Source organism: Streptomyces sp. NPDC107500 (genome assembly GCF_055582785.1).
The window spans coordinates 901,857-923,722 of record NZ_JBVJPF010000002.1; the positions used below are offsets into that span (position 1 = coordinate 901,857).

The following is a 21,866-nucleotide window of genomic DNA, read 5'->3' on the forward strand; positions in this document are numbered from 1 at the left end:
TCCGACGCGGGGCGCTGCCGTTACTTGCCCTTGTCGGTGGCTTCCCGTAGCCGCGCGGTGAAGTAGGCGTGCGCCTCGCGCATCTCCTTCTCGCGCTCGGCCTTGTAGAAGGGGGCGGTGTAGCCCTCGGGGGGCTCGGCGCGGCCCTTCTTCTGGTAGGCGAGGAACTGCTCGTAGTGGTCCTTGGTCTGGCCGAAGCCATAGGTGTAGCGGTCGCCAGCGATCTTGCGCTCATTGGCGTCGAACCAAGTGACCGCGTCGAAATCCTGCATGATCGGGAAGCGGGACTTATACATGGCAGCCAGGGCGTCCGCACTCACTTCGAGCCAAACCGCGACAAGGGCGTCGATCTCCACGAGCGCGGCTCTGCGCGCCCGCTCGCTGCGCAGCGGGGTCGAACGCCCCCACGTTGGGCCGACTTCGTGGAGAGGCTGTATGTCCGGCCATTCCACTGCCCAAGGTTCGTAGCCGGGCCAAGTCGACTCGTACAGCTCCTCCCACAACTCCGCGTAGGCAGCCGTGAGGCAGTTCAGGCGCAGGGTTCGCAACAAGAGTGCCGAGGCCAGCGGGTGGTCGGCGGCCGGCGCGGGGAGCCGCCTGGCCGGAGCCACATCAAGGTTCCTTACTCGGGCTGTGCGCAGCAGGTAGTCCACCGGGAGTGAGGCCCAGAAGCCGGCTAGCAGGGTAGTGCTCCGGTTGTCAGACAGCGCGCAACTGCGCAACGCATCAACGTGTGCGGCACCCGGGGGCAGCAAAGCCGTGTAAAGGGCCCTCTCCGTGTCGGGCGCGATCATCTTGCGCCACGCCACCCGATAGAACTCCGTGTACGGCCGCCGCAGCCGCCGCAACAGCTCCGCCTTCACCTGCTCCTCAGTGACCTCCGACGCCGCCACCCCGAAGCGCCCTGCGGCAGCGTTCCGCGCCCGTGTCACCTCACGCTCGGACGCCTTGAGCTGGTCCAGCGTCCGGCCGTCGCTCCACACGTCCTGTGCGGCCCGGTACACCTCGGGCTTCGCGACGTAGACGTACTCGGACTCGGGCACGGCGTCATCGGCCAGCGTCATCGAGTTGAGGCCCAGGACCTCGCCGCCGCCCTGGCTCGGCTGCTTGAACATGGGGTTGGCGAGGCCAATCTGAGGGCCCTTAAGGATGACCTCGGACCAGTCGGCCGACCGCCGGACCACACCCGCTTCGTCCTTCGGTGAGTAGTCGATGAGGTCGTCCGCCTTGGCCCCGCTCTCGTCGTAACCACGCGCAATCTGCGGCTCGTACTCCGCGAGCCGCAACGAGTAGCTCGCCAGCGCCTCGATCGCCTGAGCCTCCGCCGTACTCACCGGCGACAACAGCCGGGCTTGACGGACCGGCTGGGATTCTTCGCCGGTCAGCTTCTGCCACTGGGCAAGCATCTCCTCGTCCACGTGGACGATCCGCTTGCGGTGCGGGCGTTCGTCCCAGCTGTCGCCGTAACGCACTCCGGGATCGGGACCGGTGCCGTCGTCGTCCGCCGACAGACGCAATGCGTCCACGGAGAAGAGCCAGGACAGGTGGTCGAAGCCGACCTCGCCCTGCTCCCCGTAAATGTGCACGCCGAAGTGACTGGATCGGCCGACGGGCGGCGGGAAGAATCGGTTGCCCGAGTTCACAAAGTCGCCGTGCACCCGCAGCCTGGTGTACGCGGCCTCGCGCAGGCGCCCTTCCTTGTCACCACTGAAGTGAGAGTCCGGGTGGACCAGGCCCACGGACCCGTGCTTCGCCATGTGCTGCCAGGTCTGGCACATGAATGCCCGGTACAGATCCGGCTGGGTTCCCGCGAGGAGGGGGTACACCGGCCCGGAACTCAGCATCTCGCTCATGCCGCTCGTCGACGCGAGCTCGGCGAGGAGATACGCGTGGGCACGGGGCGACTTCAGCAGTTCGTCCCGCCTCCGGGTCCGTTCTGTCTTGGTCGGCTTCTCGGTGAGCATGAACCACGGTTCGTGCTCGGCGAGTACCGGATTCTCCTCCCACCTCGGCCGCACCCAAGGCGGATTCCCCACCTGAAGGTCGAACCCGCCCCCCGGCCCCCGGAACACGTGCGCGAAGTGCAGCTCCCAGTGGAAGAAGCCGTGGCCGTCCTCCGCCTTTATGTCCTTCTCCGTCGTGCCCGCGATGTCCTCGACCGTGTTCAGCCAGGGGAAACGGAACGGCAGGCGGCCGGGCGCGTCCATGCCGAGAATGCCGTCGAGGCGTACCTCGATGTCCGACAGGAACTCCAGTGCCCGGTCCACCGGCATGTCCTCGATGCCTTCGAGGGGTGAGCCCTCCGGGTCCCTGGTGCCGAGGAGGGCCTCCAGGAAGTCCAGCCAGTCCCCCATGTTCCGCAAGGGGCTGCACGGCGGCAGCTCGGGGATCCGGGCCTCGCGGCCCGTCGTACCGCGCTTGCCCCGGGTCTCCAGGCCGGCCTCCTCGTCCGCCGCGCCCAACTCGCCCTGCTCACCGTCCGGATGGTCGAACAGCCCGGCCGCCCGCCACAAGGGACGGTCCACGGGAGACTCCACCGGCTCCACGGGCCGCACGGCGGAGGCGAGCAGCCCAGCCACCGACGACTCGTCGACCAGCGTGCCGCCCGTCTCGTACACCGGGTCCGTGCCGTCGAGTTCGCCTGCCTTGTCCAGCGGCCAGAACCACAGCGCGCACCACGCGTCCATCACGGTCTTGAGGCGCCAATACGGAGTGCCGTGGCGGGTGAGGTCGTCGAGGACCTTCTGCTTGTCCTCCGCCTCCGCCTCCGCCTCCGCCGGCGAGGTCTGCTCCAGCCAGTCCGCGCCCCACACTTCGATGCGGCGGGAGACCGCCCGCTCGGAGAGTTCGAGGCGCGTCGCGACGAGCGACCACAGGAACTCGGCGCGGCGGGCCAGGGCCTGCAACCGGCCCAGCTCGGTCTTGTCCGCAGCCTTGCGCCACCGGTCGTAGCGCTTCTGCCGGGCTTCGGCGGTCTCGGCGCCGCGCTCCTGGAAGGGCTTCGGCGCCTTGGGGGCCTTCTGGACGCCCTTGCGCCACGCCCCCAGCGCCTTGGCCGCGTCCTCCGCGAGCTTCTTCGCCTCGGACTCTGCCGCGACCGCGCCCCAGCCGATGGCGGGCAGCAGGAACTGGTGGACCGCGCCGTCGGGCAGCGAGCCGGCGTGGAAGGGAAGGTCGATCGGCGGGAGGGTGTTCTTCTTCGCCAGCCACCCGCCGCCCGGCAGAACGTCCGCCTTGTAGACCTTGCGGCCCGCGCCGATGAGTGAGTTGCCGCGCCGCAGGTGCAGGCCGAACCAGGGGGCCCGCATGCCCGGGTGCATGGAGTTGAGCCAGAGGGAGACCTCGGCCAGTTCCACCGCGGTGGCGTTGAGGTCGACGCCGTAGGCGTTGTGCAGGGCGATGTAGGCCTTGGTCTTCTGGAGTTCGAGCTGCCGCAGCTCGGGGTCGACGCGGCGACCCAGTTCGCGTTCGCGGCGCCGCAGGTACTCGGCGGCCACCTGGTCGATGGCCTCGTTGAGGAAGGCACCGGAGCCGAGGGCCGGCTCGCAGATCGTCCAGGCCAGGAGCTCCCTGGCCGGGGTGACGCTGTCGTGCTGGTCCAGCCGGTGTTTCAGGGCCAGTTCGACGGTGACCTCGGTGAGGGACTTCGGGGTGTAGTAGGAGGCGGAGGTCTGGCGGTCGCGACCGGCCAGGCGGTACACGAACGAACCCCGGGGGTGGACCACCCGGTCCTTGCGGCCGGTCTCCTCGTCCGTGCGGGTGACGAAGACCTTGTCGTCGTAGTGCTGGGCGCGTGAGGCGGGGATCGTCCAGCTGCCGCCCGACTCGTCGCCCTTCTTGGCGACTTCGTACAGCTCCTCCTCGGCGATGGAACCGGTGTAGGACATCAGGCCCTCGTACACCGCGCCGAGCTGGTTGATGCCGAGCTGGGCGTAGGAGATGAAGCCGCCGCGTTCCTTGCCCCGGCCCTTGGTGAGCATCAGGCGGCGCAGCACCTTGTGCAGGGTCTCATTGCGCAGCCGGGTGTCCAGGAACGGGCGGCGCTTTTCCCCTTCGCCGCCCCGGTAGGCGGGGTTCTCGATGCGGTCGTCGGCGATGAGGCGGACGGCGTCCTTGGTGAACAGCTCGGAGTGCAGGGCCTCGAAGCGCAGGCCCGCGCTGGTGCTGCGGGCGGCGGCGCGGCGGGCGCGGTCGGCCTCGCGGACGCGTTCGGTGTGCTCGGCCGGGGTGATCTCGCCAGCCGCCAGGAGCCGCGCCGCCTCCCGCTCCGCCTCGGTGGCCTCGCGGGCGGCGGCCTCGGCAGCGAGGTCCTCGGGCTCGGTGCCGTAGCGGCGGTGGCCCCTCTCGACCTTGTCGAAGAGCAGGTCCAGCGACTCGTACAGGTGGAAGCCGCGCCGAGAGCGCTCCCCGACGAGGTCGCGCAGGACTAGGTCGCCGAGGCGCTGGAGGCCGTAGCCCTGCTCGTACTCGGGATAGTCGGAGGGCAGGATGCCGAGGGTGGGACTGGCCTCCGCGTAGAGCAGGAACAGGATGCGGTAGAGGTAGCGCAGGGACTCTCGGCTGAGTTCCTTGGCAAGGCGCGCCGGGTCGTCGAGGTGGGCGGGGGTGATGCCGTTCTCGGGGTCGCGCAGGCGTTCCAGGACGGCGTTCGCGATCCACTCGACGCTCAGGCGCAGCCCCTCGCGGAGTTCGGTGGAGACGCCGACGGCGTGCTTGCCGGACCGGTCGACGAAGGAGGCGAGGGGGGCGGTGCCGCCCTCGGTCGGGACGCGCAGCGCGTCGGCGCCGAAGAGGGCGGCGAGTGTGTCGAGTTCGCCGCCGTGGCGGTCGTCGCGGCGGTGCAGGGCCGCGTCGAGGTCGGCGGCGAGGTAGCGGCCCTCTGGCCAGGCGAGGCGGTCGGCGAGGACGATGACGCCGCCGACGAGCAGGAGGACGTAGCGCGGAGGCGCGTCGCAGGCGAAGAGGAAGTCGGTGAGGGCCTTGGCGTCTTGCAGGGGTGGCGCCGACTGCTCCAGTGTCACGGGGTGGAGCAGTCGGCCGGCGCCGTCCGGGTCGAGGGCGGCGTCGGGCTGGGTGGTCCAGCCGCAGGAGACCGCGTAGAGGCCCGGTTCGGCGTGCACGACCTGGACGGCGTACGCGTGGTCGGTACGGTGGACGGTGACGGGCTGCTCGTGGGCGGCGGTATAACCGAGGGCGTGCAGGGTGTCCAGATGCGATTCGGTCAAGCGCTTGCGCCAGCCCTCGGGCTGGGGAGCGCCGGGTTCGGCGAGGGCTTCCACGTCCTTGGCGAGGGCTGCGCGGCCCGCGAAGTAGGGGCCGTGCAGGGCGCGCAGGCCCTCGCGGGGGGTACGGGCGCGCGGCGGTACGGAGTCGCGGCCGTGGCCCTGGCGATCGGCCTCGGCGACGGCGTCGGCGTGGCGGCGGCGTTCGTCCTCCTCGAAGGCGGCCCAGCGGGAGAGGAGGCCGTCCTTCGCCTTGAGATCCTTGGGGAGGACTTCGGCGAGATAGTGGGGCGAGAGGTAGTCGCCGTGGTTGACCAGCGAGTCGTACGTCACGTCAGTTCTCCGCCTGGGCGTCGGACGGGTGGGCGTCGGCTGCGGGCTCGTCGGCTTCGGGGGTGTCCGGGCCGCCGGGGCGGGCGAGGACGGCGAGGACGCGCAGCAGCGGGCGGCCGGTGGTGTGCAGTTGGTCGAGGAGCCGGGCCAGTTCGTCGGCGGTCTCCTCGACGACGCGTTCGCGGCGGCCCGTGACTCCGGGCAGCAGGGAGTCGGTGCGCCACTGGGCGACGTGGGCGCGGTAGGCGGCGAGAGGCTCGCTGATCCGCTCCTCCCACTGGTCCCTTCCCTCGTCCAGGTGGTGGCGGGCCGCGGCGACGGCGGCGGGCACGAGGGTCTGGAGCCGGTCCAGGTCGCGCGGGCCGCCGGTGCGGGCGAGCCGGGGGCCGACCTTCGCATCGCGCAGCGCGTCGGCCATGGGCCGCACCTCGGGTGTGCCGGTGCCGTCGGCGCCGAGCCCGGTGACGGCCATCCAGCGCACCACGGTGGGGCGGCCCAGGGCGTTGGAGTGGATGCCCTGGACCAGGAAGACAGGGCTGTCCACGTGCGGCGTGGTGATGACCGGGGCTTCCTGGCGGCCGAACTCGACGAGGACCTTGTCCGTCAGCCATTCCACCACCGGGTGGATGTCGGTGAGGAAGGAGACCTCCGGCCACATGCTGGTGCTGCTGTCTCTGGCCTCGGTGAGCTTGCGCTGCGCGAGGGTACGGTCGAAGGTGACCAGCATCCGCTCGGCGACCCGCTGCTCCTTGAGATAGGAGGGCGGGAGGGCCTTGAGGCGGTGGAGCAGGTCGGGGGCCTGGGCGGGAGAGAGCGAGAAATAGGCGCCGCCCTTGGCGTCGGTGCCGGAGGAAAGGCCGATCGCGTCCTCGGCGCGCTCCTGGTAGACCTCGTCGAGGGCGGTGGCGACGAAGGCGGCGGTGTCGCCTTCGAAGAGCGAGATCAGTTCGGCGCGTGCGGGCAGCTCCTGCTCGGTGATCGTGTCCACCTGGCCGAACAGGTCGGCCAGGGCGGTGTCGTCGGCGCCGGGACCGTCGTCCAGGAAGTCCTCGACGGTGCCGCCGCGGACCAGCTCCTTGATGAGCCGGCGCTCTTCCTCCTCGGCGCGGTAGAAACCGGACACGGCCTCGGCGGTGCCGTCCAGTTTGTGTGCCTCCTCCTCACGGCGGAGCAGCTTCTCGGCGACCGTGCGGTCGTCCTTGGCGCCGGGTACGGCCGAGCTGAGGATCAGCGCCCTGAACTGGGGCTCGTACGTCTGCCCGTACCGGTCGATGCGGCCGTTGCGCTGCTCGATGCGGATCAGCGACCATGGGATGTCGTAGTGGATCAGGTGGTGGCACTGGCGGTGCAGGTTGACGCCCTCGGAGGCGACGTCGCCGGTGAACAGCAGCCGGACCGGGGTGTCGGCGAGGCCGAACGCCTCCAGGACGTCGCCCTGTTCATCGTCGCTGAGGCCGCCGTGCATCACGGACACGGCCTTCACCGTGCCGTCGGCCGCGACGGGGAAGCCCAGCCGGGCGGGAACGACCTCGGCCAGCCACTTGAGCGTGCGGACGCGCTCGGAGAAGATCACGGCCCGTTTGGTGGACCGGGGGCCGACGCCGATCGCCCGCAACTGCTGGACGAGCGCGTCGAGTTTGGCGGAGTCGCCGGGCGCGCTGCCGTCTCCCATGCCGGCGACGATCTCCCGCAGCCGGGCGAGGGCGGCCTGCTCTCCGGCGATGGCCGGGTCGGGGCGCAGCCCCTTCTCCTCGGCCCTGCGGACCCTGTCGCCCAGCGCGGTGATGCGGTTGGCGACCGTCTCGCCGAGAGCGACGTGGGAGGAAAGGAACGTCTTGAGCAGGTTGTAGGCGAAGACGGCTTCGGTGGCGACCGAGGCGGGATCCTCGTCCGCCGTGCCGAACTCCGTGCTCTTCGGCGCGGCGGGAATCCAGTGCTCGGCCAGTTCGGCGAAGACCCGCTCCTCGGCCTCGGTGGCGGCACAGTGGAGGGAGACGGTGGGGCCGCGGTCGGGCCACTCGGTGCCCATCTCGTCCCGGACCTCGCGGCTGATCTTGGTGCGCCGGATGTAGAGGTGGCCGAGGTCCTCGGCCGGGTCATAGTGGTCGCGGTCGGCGATGGCGGCCGGGTCGAGCAAGGAGATCAGGTCGGCGAAGGACCGCTTGTCACCGTTGTGCGGGGTGGCGCTGGCCAGCAGCAGGGCGTCCGTGCGCGGGGCGAGGATCTCGGCGAGGGCGCGGCGCTGGCTGCCCGGGTTGATCAGGTTGTGGGACTCGTCGATGACGACGGCGTCCCAGCGGATGCGCTCCAGGTGGTGCCGGTACTGGCCGATGTTCTTGAGGGTGTCCACGGAGATGATCACGCGCTTGTAGTGCGTGAACGGGTTCCGGCCGGCCGGCAGCTCGCGCTGGATGCGCTGGACGCCGAGCGAGTCGAGCCGCACGAGCGGGATCGAGAAGCGGGTCCACAGCTCGTGCTGGAACTGCTCCAGGATGCTCTGCGGCGTCACGACCAGGATGCGCTCGCCCCGACCGCGACGGATCAGCTCCGCGAGGGTCAGGCCGATCTCCAGCGTCTTGCCGAGACCCACCACATCGGCGATCAGGACCCGCGGGCGCAGATTGCGCATCGACAGGGCCAGTTCGGCGGGGCGCTGCTGGTAGACGAGCGGGTCCAGCAGGAAGCCGTCCGCGAGGGCGAGGCCGCGCTCCGACTGGGGCAGCGGGGTTTTGCGCAGGACGGCTTCGAGGAAGAGGCGGCTGCTGCGGAAGTACGAGGAGGTGTCGGGGATCAGGCGGGTCTTCTCCGGATCGAGCAGTTCCACCTCGTCGATGCCGCTGAAGAAGACGGCCTCCTCATCGCGCACGAACTCCGAGACGCCGACCGCCTCGATCCGTTCCCCGTCGTGGTCGGTCGTGGTGGTGTTGCGGACCAGCCACTCCTCGTCCCGTACGGAGATCTGCGCCCCCGGCGGGAACCGGGTCCCCTCCTGTGTCGCCCCCTGGTCGGTCACCCGCGGCCCCTTCGTCTTCCCGTGCGTCGTGCGGTCCTGCGACGGCAAGTCTGTCACGGAGGCGGAGGGGTCCGTACGGGCTTCGGGACGCGGACCGCGGCTGCTCAGAAGCGTGCCTCTCGGGCGTACGCGGCGCGGATCCGCTCGGCGATCCTCAGGGGTGCCGAGGAGCGGACGCCGATGGCCCCGCGGCTTCGGGGCGGGACCCCACCCGCGTCGGGGACGCTCTCGTGCGGGGTGAGAGTGACGGCGCTCTCGGCTTCCTCGCCGTCTTCGGCATCGGCGTCGCGCCGCCCGGTCCCGGCGGGTACCGACGTGTCCGGCCGTTCCCCGTCCTCGACCGCCGTCGGGTCGATGGTGCCGGGCGTGTAGGCGGAGGTGCCGGTTCCGGGAGCCGGGCCGGGGGGTGGCGCGGGAAGGTGGGGCACGACGGTCTCGGGCGTCAGGTCGGTCAGGCGGCGCTTGGCCTGGAGAGCGGTCAGCCCCTGGTCCCGGATGACCCGTACCAACCGCTCGATGACCTCTGGCAGGGCCGGCCGCGCAGTCGGATCCGGGGCCAGCATGTCCGTGATCAGCGGTGCCAGCTCCGGTGGGACACCCGTGAGGTCGGGCGGAGTGTGCGGGTCCTCGATCTTCAGGGCGACGGCCTGCCAGGTCGGCCCCTCGTACGGGTAGTGCCCGGTCGCGGCGAACAGCAGGACGGCACCCAGTGCGTAGACGTCGGCCGACCTGTCCAGCCGGTGCTCGCCCCGGGCCTGCTCCGGCGGCATGCAGAGCACGCTGCCGACGACGAAGCCGGTCGCCGTCAGTGTGGTACGGCGTTCCGCGAGCACGGCGAGACCGAAGTCGATCACCTTCGGGCCGTACGGGGACAGCAGGATGTTCGGAGGCTTCAGATCCCGGTGGAGCAGCCCCGCGTCGTGCACCGTGCCGAGACCCTCCGCCAGCAACGCGCCCAGGCTGGCGGTCTCGGCGAGCGGCAGCGGCCCCTGTCCGGTGACGAGCGTGCGCAGGTCCGGTCCGGGGACGTACTCCACGGCGAGCCAGGGCTGGTCCGCGTCCGCGTCCGCGCCCACGAACGCCGCGACGAACGGCCCGTACACCGTGCGCAGACTGTCCACTTCGGACACGAAGCGCGCCCGGGTGTCCTCGTCGAGGACCGACGGCTTGATGACCTTCACGGCGGCCTGGTGACCGGCCGCGGACTCCCCGAGAAACACCTCTCCCATGCCGCCGGACCCGATCCGGCATACGAGCGAGAAGCCCCCGATCTCCCTCGGATCCTCGTCCCTCAGTGGTTCCACGTCGCCGAAGCCTCCCCTGCGTGACCTGCGACCGCTGCTCTGGAAGGCGGACCGGCCCAGAACGCAGTCAGTCTATGCAAGGCCGCGCGCTCCGCGTTCGCCGCCAGGTGCGGACGCCGGGCCCGCTCGCTCAACTCCTGACCGAGGCGAAATACCGCGGCCACACGGTGGCAATTCAGATCGAGATCCATCACAGCAAGACCGGACACCGCTCTCCTTGAGACTTCCCTCTCCGTGCTGAACAGCACGCGCGAAGCTGCGACCGTGAGCGCGTGACTCAGACGACTCCAGTGATCTTGAATGCGGCCCAGAACAAGGGATTCTCGGCGACCTGCTGGTCAAGGTGGCTCCGCCAGTCCGGAAGTATCGTGTCGATGGCTGATTCGGCGGCGCCCGCCGGTCCTGCCCCAGAGGGCACGTGCCACCGATACTCACGTAGGTAGCGGATGGTGTCGGCGTAAGCGCTGTGGGAGTCCAATCCAGCACCGAGGTGTGCGTGGAGCACGGCAGAGAACACGACACCTTGCAGATCCGTGATGTCCCACAGGGTGGAGATGACCGCTTTCGCGCCGCGGGCGAGGAACGCGGACTCGATGCTGCGCAAGGTCTGCACGGTGCGACCGGTGCCTTCGTGCGTGCCTGTTCTGCAAGCGTTCAGGATGACCAGTTCGACACTGGAGAAGGTCCCGTCTGCGAGGATCCCGCTGGAAGTGAGCATGGCCTTCCCGAGCGAACCGCCGTGCAGGGCGAGCCCGGCGGCCCAGCGATTCGGGTGGGTCAAGCCGTGTGCCGCGACGTGGACGATCCGGGCCATGGGCATCATGTGAAAAGCGCGGGCCGGAGTCGCCTCCTCTTCCATGACAACTTCCACGCTGTCGTGAAGACCTTTGATCACATGGGCTTCGCACAGTGGGCCGCCAATCAGCTCGAGGCCGGGGAGGTGACCACCGCTGTGTGCCACTACCAGCACCTCGACCACAGCCGCTTGCCGCTGGGAATTCTCGGTGGCGGACATGAGTCGAGCCGTAGGGGCGTAGACCACCTGCTCGAAAGCATCGATCAAGGTGGAGGTGCGCGCGCTGCCGAGCGGAGCTGCGTGAAGGGGCAGGAGCTCCAGCGGAGCTGTGGGGCTGAGCACCAACCGACGGACTTCATGGGGCGTAACCGTCTCGATGATGGCTTGTGCCGGCCCACCGCACTCAGTAACCAACTGCTCCAGGTAGTCGTGCCACTTACGTTGGGGGTGATCCGGTGCTTGCCGCGTCCATTCATCGACCGCACCGGCGAGAGGTACGAGGGGAAACCCCTCACACGTAACTAGATCGAAGTGCGAGTGGCCCGCACGGGTCCGGCACACCGCAAGCTGGAGAGTTCCGTACCGGTTGATGAGGTGGACGAACGCAGTCTGTTCGTCCACGGAGGGTCTGTCGGAGCGGTCAGTCCATCGTGGCTTGCCCTTCCCCCGCCCCGTGGCCGCCCGAAGCAGTTCCAGAGCTCTCTGCCTGTCCTCGGCAGCGGCCTTCAGTTCCGTATCTCCCTCCAACGGACCTTTCCCGTCGAGCAGGTCGGCGGCATACCGAGAGCGAAGCCAGGCGAGATGGCGTGCGGCTGCGATGAAGGACTGGTACTCAGGGGCGTCGGACTCCAGGGCTAGCTCGTCATGAATGTCCTCGCCCTTGGCGGTTTCACAGGTCTGGAAGGCGACCTCTGCGGCCTGGTCTCGGCCCTCAAGGGCGATCCTCTGCCTTATCGTCTGCGTCTCGTCACCGACCAGCCGACGAAGCGCTGCGATCGAGGCTTCCTTTACCCGGGTGCACACCTCTTCCGGCAGACCGAGCCGGATACTGCCCACTGCCCTGAGCTCACCGTCGCCTACCAGCCGGACGACGCTGAGACGGGCGTACCCAACGGTCGCAAGATGGAGGAGTTCCAGAGCATGTTCCACCCAGGAGAGGGAGTAGGTGTAGGGGGCCCGGAAGGGACGGTCGGGGTCGGCCGGATGTGCGGGGAACTGGAACCACAGTCTCAGACCATCATCGTAGTCTTCGACCCCGAAGGCGTACCGTGTTGGCAGCTCCATCAGCATTCGCACGGCCGTCATATGCGCGTCCGTCTCCACTGTGGCCAACCAGACGGGGTGAGGACCTGCCTGCCTGTGGAAAAAGCGGGTACCGCACGTGATGATTTCCTCGGCCATCCAATCGGGCACCGAGGAATCCCGGGCGATGGAATCCGGTTGCCACAATAAAGCGTCGTCTGGGTCCAGTTCGGCTCGAAGCAGGCCCCAGCCCGCCCGAAGGCACTCCTCGCCGTACCGCTCATCCTCCGTCATGGGCGTGAACAGCTTGACCTCCTGTGCCGTCAAGTGAGAGGCCAGCTGGCCCATTCGGGCATCCCACGCTTCGAAATCTCTGCGTAAACCGGTCAAGAGGTCTGGCGAAAGACCCCGGACACGCTGCACAGTCTCTTCTAGATCGACGCGGTGGTACCAGCGTTTCAGAACCTCCGTGAGCTCCGGCCTGTCGGCCAGCCCTGGCCTGTTGCTCAGGAAGGCGTCTGGGAGGGTGATCTTCATCAAGCCTCTGGTGACGAGGAACTGCGTGCACCCCCTCGCCGTTCCGGTGGCGGACTCGTGCAGGAGATCCGTGGGCAGGAAGGTGAAGGGGTCCTCCGTGTTGTCCAGGACGGCGTCTACAACCCGGTCGTCCTCAAGGCACCAGACTGCCTTGAGCTCGTCGCGGACCTTCTCCGGTGGATGTGTCGACAGTCGGCGTCCCGCCCACAACTCGATCAGCAAGGCGTGCAGTCCGTACACATCCCACCACTGTTCCCACGGCACGCCGCCCTTGCGGACCGTGCGGAGGACCGGCATGACAAGGTCGCGGGCCACCACCGATCCGGGTACTCCTGGGAGGACGAGGCCGGTCGATCGAAGTCGATCGCTAATGGTCTGCGGAGAGCGGCACTCAATGTCGTCCGTCGCGACGCGGGTCAGCACAGTGGCGAGTGTCAGTTGATCATCCGCGACCCATGAGGGGAACATGTCGGAGCGGCATGTCTCTGGCCTGAGACCGTGGCAGACCCGAGCTGCGAGACTGTCAACCCACGTAGTGCGTAGGCGCAGCAGATGGTCATGCATCAGTTGTCCCAGCCTCCCCAACAGTGGGCAATCATCACGCCAGTATGTCTGTGGTACCTGCAAGTCATCGTGGGATCAGGCGACATTGGGCCATCAGGTCGCGAGGATCCTGCACCCGCTGTTCGGAAGGGCATACGACGATGCCGCACGCGCCCACCACAGTCACCCAGGTAGTGATCGTTCTTCTTCTGGTGCTCCCCGGCGTGACTTACCAGTTCGTCCGCGAACGCGCCCGTGGCCCGGTCCCGGGTCACAGAGACCTCGGAGAGCGCATACTCCGAGCCGTGACCGCGGGTATCGCTCTCGACACCCTCTACGTCCTGCTCGCCGGCCCATGGTTGGTGCATCTCGTCTACGACCGTCGCCGGGGCTGGCTGACCGGCGCGGCCGACAACCCTCGCGTCGCCGCGCTGACGGCGACGACCCTGTTGATCGTGGTGCCGGCCGCTGCCGCCTGGCTCACCTCATGGCTGGGCTCGCGAGGAAGCCGGTCCACCTACGACCCGACCCCCACCGCATGGGACAAGGTCTTCCAGCGCAGGAGCCACTGTCTGGTACGCGCCCGTCTGAAGAGCGGCCTCTGGGTAGGCGGGTACTACGGGGGGCGGTCCTACAGCTCTGGCTATCCGGAAGCCGCAGACCTGTACTTGCAGACCGCATGGGCCATGTCCGGCGCCGGATCCTTCGAACGTCCACTGCCGCGTTCCGGCGGAATCTATATTCGGATGGATGATGTGGAGTTCCTCGACTTCATCGAGGTACTTCCCGGGGCCGAAGAAGGGGACACGGCAGGTGACCGAGACACGACCACAGTTGGACCCCAACGGGAAGAGGGGGTACCGGCCCGTCGGCAATCGGCCCGAGCCGACTCAGGCTCCGCCGACGCCGGCTCCGACCGCTGAGCCGGACAACGGCGCCGGCACGGCCGACGAAGAATGAAACGGCGCTCAACACCCCGCCCTGGACCAGGCACTAGGTCGCGAGCCAGGTCGACCTGTGGAACGTGGCGGTCACCCGGGCCAAGTCGCAGCTGCTCACCGTCGGCAGCCTCGCGTTGTGGCAGGAGCAGAGCGGCTTGCCGGCCCTCCTCCCCGCACGCTCGGCGCCGCTGGAAGCGGGCGACGACGGCGCTCCAGCCGAAGCGGGCACGCCCGGCCCTGCGGCCGAGGCCCGCGAGGATCTCGCCGACCGCCTGCAGCGGTAACTGACCGGACGGGGGATCACCGATCTGGAGCGGACGTACTCGTGGGCGGGCGCCCGGTGGACCTGCTGTTCACCGACGCCGGCGAGAACACGGCGGTGCTCATCAACCTCGGGCCGGGGCCCGGCTCGGACCCGTGCGGCACCTCCGGCTCCTCCACGCGCGAGGTGACCTGCTCACCGGCCTGCCCTCCGGGGGCCACGGCGCCAAACCCTGTCCGGTGAGCCGGACGGTGCGGGTACGCGCCTGGCGGATCCTGTCGGGCGAGCCCGCGCCGGCGCCGCTGATCGACTGAGCCGCGCGTAGGACGGCCGGGTTCCTCGGAGCCTGGCCGACGGCCCGTTCACTCGTCGGACAGGCTCCGTACGACGTGGGTCATGTGCTGGAGGTTCCCCGCCTTCAGCCACTCCGTGGGCCCGCCCACACCTTCGCTGCTCGTGAGCGGGCCGTTCACACAGTCACTCAGCCACTCCTCACCCGGCCCGGCCCCAGAACCCCGGAATTCAGCCAGTTCGACGATCCGGCGGGCCGCGGCACGGTTGACGGCGACCCGGTCCGGCCCTCGGGTCAGTGTCTTGACGACGAAGTACGAACTGTCGGTCGTGTAACGGAGCGCCCCCCCCAGGGCGGGCCACCCTTCCTCCCCGGCGTCGGGGCCTGCGCGAGGGCGCCGGGGGGCTGCACTCCGTAATCGCCGTAGCCAAGCAGCGGGGCGTAGGCGCGCCCCGTCGCGCGCGCCTCGTGCCACATGCGCCACTCCGCCCGCGACACCTCGCACGATCCCTCCTCCAGCATGTCGGCGGTGGCCCGCGGAAAGCCGCCTCCGAGCAGGGCGGCGCCCCGCCAGACGGCCAAGGGCATCAGGGCGTCGAGGGCGCGCAGCGCCTCCTTGCCCGCGTCGGGCCGGTCGTCGAGGACCGCGCCCATGTCGAGAAGCAGATGCAGGGGCATCTCCGGACCGGTCAGCGCCAGCAGGCCCCTGACGCCCTCTCCGAGGCGGCCGTCCCACTCCCCCGTGACTCGCACCCGTACGCCTAGGCCGCGCTGGCAGCGCCGGGCCGTCTCCACGGCGGCCGCTTGCTGCTCCGCGGTCCTCTCCGGCCCGGTGACCGGTCGAAGCCGTCCCAACTCGCAGTAGACGGCCAGCGCTTCGGCGAGGGCGGCGGTTTGCGCGTCCTCAGCGAAGGGAGCGTCGATCCATCCACCGTGACGGCTCACGGCACTCACCCGATCGACGTACGTGCCGATCATCGTACCCAGCGTCTCCGGCAGCACCCCGGGCAATGGCGGCAGGTTCCACAGCGGCCTGATCGCAACCTGGACGTCCGGCCAGAGCCGCCGGAAGGCCCCGGCCGCGTGCGGCTTCGTCGGCAGAACGGGAACGTAGAGCGGTCCGGACATCGCGGTTCCCCCCTCGGCACCGTCCGTGCGCGTCCCTTCCCGCCAGGGTTCATTCACCTCGGAGCAGTTGAAAAGAGGGAGATTTCGGCCCGCGTGGCCGATGTGCGCAAGTGCCTGGTGAGGGTGTGACGCGAGTGTCCGCTTCGTGATGCTCGGTGGTCGGTCAGACCGCTTGAAGGGTGGTCGGCCATGAGCAAGGGGTGTCACCCTGGGACTTTCCTGGGACTTCCGGCTGCATCAACAGGCACGAACGTGAAACAACCGAAAGCCTATTCGCGCAGGTCAGCGCCCCGTGATCGACTATCACTGCAGGTCATGGCGCTGGCTGGTCTCTCCCGGGACATCTGAGGGGCGGGATGTCGTGCCCCTTGGAAGCAAGGGGCACAGCGTGGCAGAGGTCGGTTGACCTGTGGGCTCGATTGCCGCCCGGGAAGAAGTGGTGCACCGAGCCCAGGTTGGCTTCGGGTGAGGCTTGGCCTCCAGTCACGTTGTTGAACCCATGCCCGGTCTCCCCGCGCGCCCGGCCTGTTCGGCGGCCTCCGCCAGCAAGCCGTCGACGAGCCTCGCCAGCAGTCTGTCCGCGTCCCGGGCGCTACGGCCCGCCATGGCGAGCTGTACCGCGCTCTCGGTGTCGGCCTCGGCCAGGGTGACCAGCGCGTCACAGACGATATGGGTACTGTCGCCGTACTCCTTACGGATGGCATGGACCGCCTCGGCCGCGATGGTCGCGGCGGTCTCAGGGGCGAGGTCGACCAGCCTACTGGCCATCTCCTGCAGAGCGTGTTGGCGGAACTGCGCCTCCAGGGCGCAGGCTTCCAGGGCCACCCGGGCCGCCCAGTCCGGATCGAGCTCCGCGGCGACCACGACGAGGCTCGTCAGCACCGGCATCCGGTCGTCCGCGGTGAGGTCGCGGGCCATCCGTTCGCACTCCTCCAGCAGCTCCAGCGCCTGCGCGGGCCGTGTGCGCACCAGCCCGGAGGACAGCACGGCCAACCCCCATGCGTAGTCGCCCTGCGGGAATTCCAGGAGCCCCTGCCGCCTGCGCTCAGGGTCCGCAGAGCCCCGGGCGGCGGCGATCCACAGCCTGGCGGTGGGGCCCTGTTCCTCGTCCTGGGCTTCGGCCGCCAGCAGTTCGGCTTCCTGGTACAGCTGCTCCGCCCGCGCGGGGTGTTCGGGGGCCAGGCTCTGGGCGATGTCCGCGAGGGCCAAGGTCCGCAAGTCCTCCGGGATGCGCCTCGCGACGGCCAGGGCCCGCTCCGGGTCCGTGTCGCGCAGCTCGGCGGCCACGGTGTACAGAGCGTTGGCCCGTTCCTCCTCGTCGACCATGGTGCGGGCGAGCCGTTCGGCGGCTTCCAGGTCCGTCTCCAGTACGCGCTGGAAGATCCGGGACAGTGCCGAAGTCCGCTCGTTCTCGTCGGAGAGGCTTCGGGCGACGCGCTCGGCCGTCTGCGGATCCAACGGTGCAAGCGTGGTCACCAGCTCCAGCAGCGCGCCCTTCCGCTGGTTCGGTGTGGGGAGGTCGCGGGCGACACGCTCGGCGCGCCGGGGGTCCTGGGCCGCCATTCCCTTCACGACCTGGTCGAGGATGCCCGCGGACCGCCACTGGTGAGTCTCCGCGGGCAGTTCCCGGGCGATCCGTTCGGCACGGTGCGGGTCCGTCATGGCCATCCGCTCGGCGACCTTCGCCAGCGCTTCGACCCGTGCAGGGGCGGAACCGAGTCCCCTGGCGATGGCCTCCGCTTGCGCGGGTTCAGTAGGAGCCAGCGCAGCCGCCGCCGCGCTCAGCGCCGCCATGCGCGTCTGCTTGGTGCGAAAGCCCCTCACCTCCGTTGCCATGTCCAGCGCTCGCTGCGCGGCCGCCTTCGAGCGCTGTGCATCCACCGGTGCCAGCGCTGCGGCCACCTCAGCGAGCGCCTGTGCCCGCGCCACCACGTCCGGCGCGCCCACGGCAGCGCGAAACGCCTCCACGACGAGTGCCGTCCCGTGCTGGGTGTCGCCGCGGAGTCGTCCGGCAGCCACTTGGGCCAGTGCCCGGGCCCGGGCCCCGGCTTCGGTGATCCTGGCGGCCACCAGCTCCGCGCCGGCCAGCAACCGGGGGTGCCTGCCCTCTGCCCGTTGCCGCTGCCGTTCCCGGCGTTCCAGCGCCCACTCCCGCGCTGTGGGCACCGGCTCGCGTCCGCCCCTCGCGGCGGTCGTGGTCGGCCCCGGCCCCCTGCCTCCGGCGTCTCGCGCGTCGTGGTTCCGCTCGTCGACCATCGTCGCCAGATCGGGCGGCAGCCACGACTGCGCCATGCCGTTCGCCGCGGGCATCGTGTCCAGGATGTGGGCCGGCGTCGGCCGCGCGGCCGGGTCCTTGGCCAGGCACTGCGCAGCAAGCCCGGCCAGGCCGGCCGGTACCCCGGTGAGGTCCGGCTCCTCGTGCACCGCCCGGTAGTTCACCACGTGCGCCGCACCCGTGCCGAACGGTGCGCGGCCCGTGGCCGCGTACGCGAGGACCGCGCCCAGCGCGAAGACGTCCGCCGCCGGCCCCGCGTCGCCGCCCACCACGTACTCCGGCGCCATGAATCCGGGCGTTCCGATCGCCAGTCCCGCTCCGGTCAGCCGCGTCTCCTGCGCCGCCTGCGCGATGCCGAAGTCGATCAGCCGGGGGCCGTCCGCCGCGAGCAGCACGTTGCCCGGCTTGAGGTCGCGGTGCACCATCTCCCGCTCGTGCACCGCCGCGATCCCCTCGGCGAGGCCGGGCACCAACAGCCCGAGCGACCGCTCCGGCAGCGGCCCGAGCCGACGCACCGCCGCCTCCAGGGACGGCCCGGGGACATACGCCGAGGCCAGCCAGGGCGGATCGGCATCCGTGTCCGCGTCCACCACCTGCGCCGTGTAGAACCCCCCGACCCGCCGGGCGGCCTCCACCTCGCGCGCGAACCGCCGGCAGAACTCCGGATCCGCCGCGTACTCCGCCCGGACCACCTTCACCGCCACCAGCCGCCCGCCGCGCGAGTGCCCGAGATACACCTGCCCCATACCACCGCCGCCGAGCCGCTTCAGCAGCCGGTACGGACCGACCTCCCGCGGATCCCCGGCCAGCAAATTCTCCACGGTCCCCCCTGTGAACGTCTCTGCGCGGCAACGCTCTCCCGACCGTGACGCCACGTCAACAGCAGCGGTTCCACGGGGCAACCGCTCAAGCGTGAAACGACAACCCCGCCCGGCCCGAAGGCCGCGCGGGGTGGGACGCAGGCGGGGCCGGAGGGACGTGTCGTCCCTCCGGCCCCGCCGTGCTGCCTGGGCCCCGCCGGCCTCCGCGCGGGACCGGTGTCCCTGGGGCTCAGGCGGTCAGTGGGTCCGCCGGTCAGTAGGCGGAGTCGACGTTGTCCATGGAGCCGTACTTGTCGGCCGCGTAGTTGCAGGCGGCGACGATGTTGGCGACCGGGTCGGTGATGGAGTCCTTCGTGCCCTTGACGTGGTAGGCGTCGAAGGTGGGCTGAATCGTCTGGAGCAGGCCCTTCGAGGGGATGCCGTTCTGGGCGTTGACGTCCCAGTTGTTCTGCGCCATCGGGTTGCCGGACGACTCGCGCATGATGTTGCGGTGCAGACCCTCGTAGGAGCCCGGGATGTTCTTGGCGTCCATGACGTCCAGGGCGGTGCGGATCCAGCCGTCCAGGTCGTCGCCGTGCTTCTTCTCGCCGGCCTTGACGATGTCCTTGATCTTGTCGGTCTGGGCCTTCGTCTGCGCGGAGGAGGCCTTGGCCGGCTCGGCGGCGTGCGCCGGGCTCGGGGCGAGGGTGAGGGTGACGGCGGCGGCGCCCGCGGCGGCGAGGGAGGCCACGGCGGACTTGCGGATGTTGGGGCGGCGCAGGATGGCGTGCATGGGTGTACCTCTCCATTCGGGAACGTGATGGGGAGGCCGACGGGGGGTCGGCGACGCGGTGTCCGCGTTGGACGCGGCTTCGCGTCATCAGGGCCGGTGTCTGGATCACGGACGGGCTCTTCCCGTCCGGTCCCGGCGCTCGGCTCCCCGGTACGTCGAACACATTGCGGAACGCCCGGGCGCCGCGACAAGTGTGTGACCTACTACGCCGCTTCGCAGACCGGCCCTGTGATCGCCCGGGGCGGCTGGCGACCACGCGGGCGTGCGGCCGTCGGTCGTCTACTAACCCCGGCGCAGTGTGACGTGGGCCCTGTGCGCGCCCTCACAGAGCCGGTCGCCCGGCGCATACCCCTCGTCACCCTGCGGAGGCGGAAGCCTCACTCAACGGGACGGCACGGTCACCTTTCGGGGTCGCCAGGAAGGTCGGCGTCACCGCACCGCACGCACTCCGCCCAGACCGTCTTGCCCGGGCCTCCCGGCCGGAGGTGCCAGCCCCAGCGGGTGGCGAGACCCGCGACCAGCAGCAGCCCTCTGCCGCTGGTCTCCTGTGGGGCGGCGGCGGGCAGGGCGTCCGGTTCTGGTGGTGTGCGTTCGGAACGGGTGTCTGTGACCTCGATCCTGACCGTGCGGGCGGGTCCCGCGGCATGCAGGAGCAGGTGGAAGTCCCGGCCGGGGACATGGCCGTGCCGTGCCGCGTTGGCGGTCAGCTCACCGACGATCAGCACGATCTCCTCGTGCCGGTCGGTGCCGTACGGGATTCCCCAGGCGTCCAACCGGTGTGCGGCCAGCCGGCGGGCCAGGCGGGCACCCCGTGGGGTGGAGGTGAAACGCATCTCGAAGGTGCGGTTCAAGTTGAGCTTGGGACAGGTGGGTTGGGTGGTGCTGATGGGACTGGGGAGTTGACTCGTCACGCCGACCACGGTGCCGTCGGTCGCGTAGCGTGACCAGTGGTGACGCACTGACGCGGCCCGTTGTACGCGTCGGGGCGGCACGGGTACGAGCCGCGCGGCGTGACGAGGCCGCCGGGGCGCCGTTGGGCCAGGGAGGCGGTGGCGATGACCGAGGTGGCACGCGAGGGGGCCGACGCCGTGGTGGCGGACGACGCGGGACGGGCGACGGCGGACACGTCCGGCCAGGCCGTGGTCGTCGCGTTCGGGCAGACGATGAAGACGCTGCGGGTACGGGCGGGGCTGGAGCGGGAGGAGTTCGGGCGGCGCATCGGGTATTCGGCGTCCACGGTCGCGTCGTACGAGCAGGGACGGCGGATCCCGTCGCCGAAGACCATCGAGCGGGCCGACGAGGTTCTGGACGCGGGCGGGTTGCTGACCGTGTGGAAGGAGCAGGTGGAGCGGGCTCAGTATCCGGTGTTCTTCCAGGGGATGGCGACCCTGGAGAAGGAGGCCATCGAGCTGCTCGCATATGACGCCCTCGTGGTCAAAGGCTTGCTTCAGACCGAGGAGTACATGCGAGCGCTGCTCGCCATGCGGCGCCCGGTCCTGGACCAAGAGACCATCGAGCAGCGCGTGGCCGCTCGGCTGGCCCGGCAGGACATCTTCGACCGTCGGCCTTCACCTCTGCTGAGCTTCGTCATGGACGAGTCGGTACTACGGCACCGGTACGGCGGCAAAGGCGTGCTGCGAGGTCAGTTGGAACATTTGCTGTTGGTCGGCCAGAAGCGCAACGTCGAAATCCAGGTGATGCCAACCGTCTGCGAGGACAACGCGGGCGTGAACGGGCCGTTCACGGTCGTCACGCGAAAGGACGGCACGAAGTTCGTCTACGCCGAGGCACAGTCGACCAGCACCCTTCAGACCGACCCGGAGCAGACGGCGCTTGCCGCGGCCCGCTATGGGATTATCCGATCACAGGCTCTCACTCCGCGAGAGTCCCTTGAGTTCATCGAGAGGTTGCTGGGAGAGCTATGAACACCGCCGAGTACTCGACCGTCGCACCCGACCTCACCTGGTTCAAGAGCAGCTACAGCGGAACTGAGGGCGGCGACTGTGTCGAGGTCGCGGCCAGTACCGGAGTCGTACACATCCGGGACTCCAAGGCCATGGCCGGACCCGTCGTCCGTGTGTCACGCGAGGCGTGGGCCGGGTTCGTCGGGGAGGCCTGACGGTCGTACGTCAAGCGTGAGCCCATCCTCCCGATCGAGGAGGACAGGGCTCAGGCAGGTCACCCCTACTTGGGCAGGTAAGGACTCGGCTTGCCATACCAGCTGAACCGCAGGGTGTCGCGGACGCGGGTCGCCGCGAGGAACAGCAGTGACCGCGCCTTCAGCTCCTCGCGGGCGAGGCGCCGGGGGTCCGTGTCGCGGTAACGCTGGACGACGTACGCGCGGGGGATGACGCCGTCGGTGTCCAGGTAGGACATGACCTGGTT

14 protein-coding genes are annotated in these 21,866 nt (G+C 69.8%); 4 read left to right on the forward strand and 10 right to left on the reverse strand.

Annotated elements, in window-relative coordinates:
* Window positions 1-20: 20 nt before the first annotated feature.
* From ACZ67M_RS10070 to ACZ67M_RS10085, 4 genes are all read right to left on the reverse strand, one after another.
* Window positions 21-5,555: a DNA methyltransferase family protein gene (locus tag ACZ67M_RS10070; RefSeq protein WP_469850395.1), complete on the reverse strand. Its 5,535-nt coding sequence runs from the start codon at window positions 5,553-5,555 to the stop codon at window positions 21-23.
* 1 nt (window position 5,556) lies between these two features.
* Entirely contained in the window at window positions 5,557-8,568 is a 3,012-nt protein-coding gene (locus ACZ67M_RS10075) for an SNF2-related protein (RefSeq protein WP_469850397.1), read from the reverse strand.
* A gap of 104 nt (window positions 8,569-8,672) precedes the next feature.
* Window positions 8,673-9,872 (reverse strand): serine/threonine-protein kinase, encoded by a 1,200-nt coding sequence (locus tag ACZ67M_RS10080; protein WP_469850399.1) that lies wholly within the window; start codon window positions 9,870-9,872, stop codon window positions 8,673-8,675.
* Between the two features lie 277 nt (window positions 9,873-10,149).
* Complete coding sequence (locus tag ACZ67M_RS10085) at window positions 10,150-12,870, reverse strand: CHAT domain-containing protein (protein WP_469850401.1); 2,721 nt, start codon at window positions 12,868-12,870, stop codon at window positions 10,150-10,152.
* A gap of 281 nt (window positions 12,871-13,151) precedes the next feature.
* Between ACZ67M_RS10085 and ACZ67M_RS10090 the strand changes: the two genes are divergently transcribed.
* Complete coding sequence (locus ACZ67M_RS10090) at window positions 13,152-13,913, forward strand: DUF6338 family protein (RefSeq protein ID WP_469850403.1); 762 nt, start codon at window positions 13,152-13,154, stop codon at window positions 13,911-13,913.
* A 101-nt stretch (window positions 13,914-14,014) separates the two neighbouring features.
* Window positions 14,015-14,215, forward strand: coding sequence for a hypothetical protein (locus tag ACZ67M_RS10095; protein ID WP_469850405.1), 201 nt, complete (start codon window positions 14,015-14,017; stop codon window positions 14,213-14,215).
* Between the two features lie 340 nt (window positions 14,216-14,555).
* Here the strand turns inward: ACZ67M_RS10095 and ACZ67M_RS10100 are convergent, their stop codons facing one another.
* The 5 genes from ACZ67M_RS10100 to ACZ67M_RS10120 all read right to left on the reverse strand — a co-directional run bounded on the left by ACZ67M_RS10100 (window position 14,556) and on the right by ACZ67M_RS10120 (window position 20,392).
* A complete protein-coding gene (locus ACZ67M_RS10100) occupies window positions 14,556-14,837 on the reverse strand; it encodes a beta family protein (RefSeq protein WP_469850704.1) in 282 nt (93 codons plus the stop codon).
* Entirely contained in the window at window positions 14,780-15,613 is an 834-nt protein-coding gene (locus tag ACZ67M_RS10105; RefSeq protein WP_469850406.1) for a beta family protein, read from the reverse strand. Before ACZ67M_RS10105 ends, ACZ67M_RS10100 begins: the two co-directional genes overlap by 58 nt.
* A 483-nt stretch (window positions 15,614-16,096) precedes the next feature.
* Window positions 16,097-18,709 carry a serine/threonine-protein kinase gene (locus ACZ67M_RS10110; protein ID WP_469850408.1) on the reverse strand — a complete coding sequence of 871 codons (2,613 nt, stop codon included), beginning with the start codon at window positions 18,707-18,709 and terminating at the stop codon, window positions 16,097-16,099.
* A 253-nt stretch (window positions 18,710-18,962) separates the two neighbouring features.
* The gene (locus ACZ67M_RS10115) at window positions 18,963-19,481 is read right to left on the reverse strand and encodes a transglycosylase SLT domain-containing protein (RefSeq protein WP_469850409.1); all 519 of its coding nucleotides are present in this window, start codon (window positions 19,479-19,481) and stop codon (window positions 18,963-18,965) included.
* Between the two features lie 398 nt (window positions 19,482-19,879).
* Window positions 19,880-20,392, reverse strand: a complete 513-nt coding sequence (locus ACZ67M_RS10120; protein ID WP_469850411.1) for an ATP-binding protein — start codon at window positions 20,390-20,392, stop codon at window positions 19,880-19,882.
* A 144-nt stretch (window positions 20,393-20,536) separates the two neighbouring features.
* Between ACZ67M_RS10120 and ACZ67M_RS10125 the strand changes: the two genes are divergently transcribed.
* Both ACZ67M_RS10125 and ACZ67M_RS10130 read left to right on the forward strand, forming a co-directional pair.
* Window positions 20,537-21,406, forward strand: a complete 870-nt coding sequence (locus ACZ67M_RS10125; protein ID WP_469850413.1) for a helix-turn-helix domain-containing protein — start codon at window positions 20,537-20,539, stop codon at window positions 21,404-21,406.
* Window positions 21,403-21,600, forward strand: a complete 198-nt coding sequence (locus tag ACZ67M_RS10130; RefSeq protein ID WP_469850414.1) for a DUF397 domain-containing protein — start codon at window positions 21,403-21,405, stop codon at window positions 21,598-21,600. Before ACZ67M_RS10125 ends, ACZ67M_RS10130 begins: the two co-directional genes overlap by 4 nt.
* A 65-nt stretch (window positions 21,601-21,665) precedes the next feature.
* Here the strand turns inward: ACZ67M_RS10130 and ACZ67M_RS10135 are convergent, their stop codons facing one another.
* The gene (locus ACZ67M_RS10135) at window positions 21,666-21,857 is read right to left on the reverse strand and encodes a hypothetical protein (RefSeq protein WP_469850416.1); all 192 of its coding nucleotides are present in this window, start codon (window positions 21,855-21,857) and stop codon (window positions 21,666-21,668) included.
* Window positions 21,858-21,866 lie beyond the last annotated feature (9 nt).